The sequence below is a fragment of the Pseudomonas sp. SIMBA_041 genome (assembly GCF_046535095.1).
In the GTDB taxonomy this organism is placed as follows: domain Bacteria; phylum Pseudomonadota; class Gammaproteobacteria; order Pseudomonadales; family Pseudomonadaceae; genus Aquipseudomonas; species Aquipseudomonas mucoides.
The window spans coordinates 1-237 of sequence record NZ_JAWRXJ010000914.1 but is presented as its reverse complement, the minus strand read 5'-3'; the positions used below and the strand labels follow the sequence as shown (position 1 = coordinate 237).

The following is a 237-nucleotide window of genomic DNA, read 5'->3' as shown; positions in this document are numbered from 1 at the left end:
AAGACGACGGGCCGCATCCTGGAAGTGCCGGTTGGTCCGGAACTCGTCGGCCGCGTGCAGGTGTACTGGCAACAACGCGTTCAGGGACGCGAAATACTCGTCCATAAACGCTTGATCGACGCCACGACAAACCAGTTCTGCAACGTGCGCGTCAACGGCCTCGCTGGAGTTGCCCCTGTAACTGAGGACACACGGACACCGTTAGGTTGATGACACCGCATTACGCCTGAACTCGCG

At 59.5% G+C, this 237-nt stretch carries 1 protein-coding gene; it reads left to right on the top strand.

Going from position 1 to position 237, the window contains the following annotated elements; translation table 11 throughout:
* Positions 1 to 210 (top strand): hypothetical protein (locus SB725_RS33795; protein WP_410923770.1); only part of this gene is annotated, 210 nt, incomplete at its 5' end.
* Positions 211 to 237: the final 27 nt, after the last annotated feature.